1 protein-coding gene is annotated in these 492 nt (G+C 38.0%); it reads left to right on the top strand.

The window, feature by feature from the left end; all coding sequences use genetic code 11:
* The coding region (locus tag I3255_RS13820; RefSeq protein ID WP_238039320.1) for a prolyl oligopeptidase family serine peptidase at positions 1–492 on the top strand (492 nt) is incomplete at both ends.

Below are 492 nucleotides of genomic sequence, written 5' to 3'. Positions count from 1 at the left end.
GTATATCGTAATTTTAGTTCGAAAGATTATATTGCCACTCAGATTCATGTAAAAAATGGTGGCATAGATGTACCTGTCTCGTTGATTTACCGAAAAGATCAGCTAACAGACACTTCTCCTGTTATTTTATATGGTTATGGTGCGTACGGTGTCACTATGCGTCCATACTTTATGCCCCAAATTATATCCCTTGTCGATAGAGGAGCCATTTATGCAATAGCTCATGTTCGAGGCGGCGGGTTCTTAGGTGAAAAATGGCATAAAATGGGGATGGGTATAAATAAAAATAAAGGTATTGATGACTTTATTGCGGTAGCTCAGACAATGAAACAATACCCTCTATCTATTACTAAAATAAATCGAGATATTCTAGCAATGGGATCCAGTGCCGGGGGGACATTAGTAGCCGCTGCTATTAATAAAAAGCCAAGTTTATTCAAGGCTGCAGTATTACAAGTACCATTTGTTGATGTTTTAGCAAGTATGCTAGAT

It is taken from the genome of Psychrobacter sp. Ps6 (assembly GCF_022129235.1).
In the GTDB taxonomy this organism is placed as follows: Bacteria; Pseudomonadota; Gammaproteobacteria; order Pseudomonadales; family Moraxellaceae; genus Psychrobacter.
This window is presented reverse-complemented; position numbering and strand designations above follow the sequence as displayed.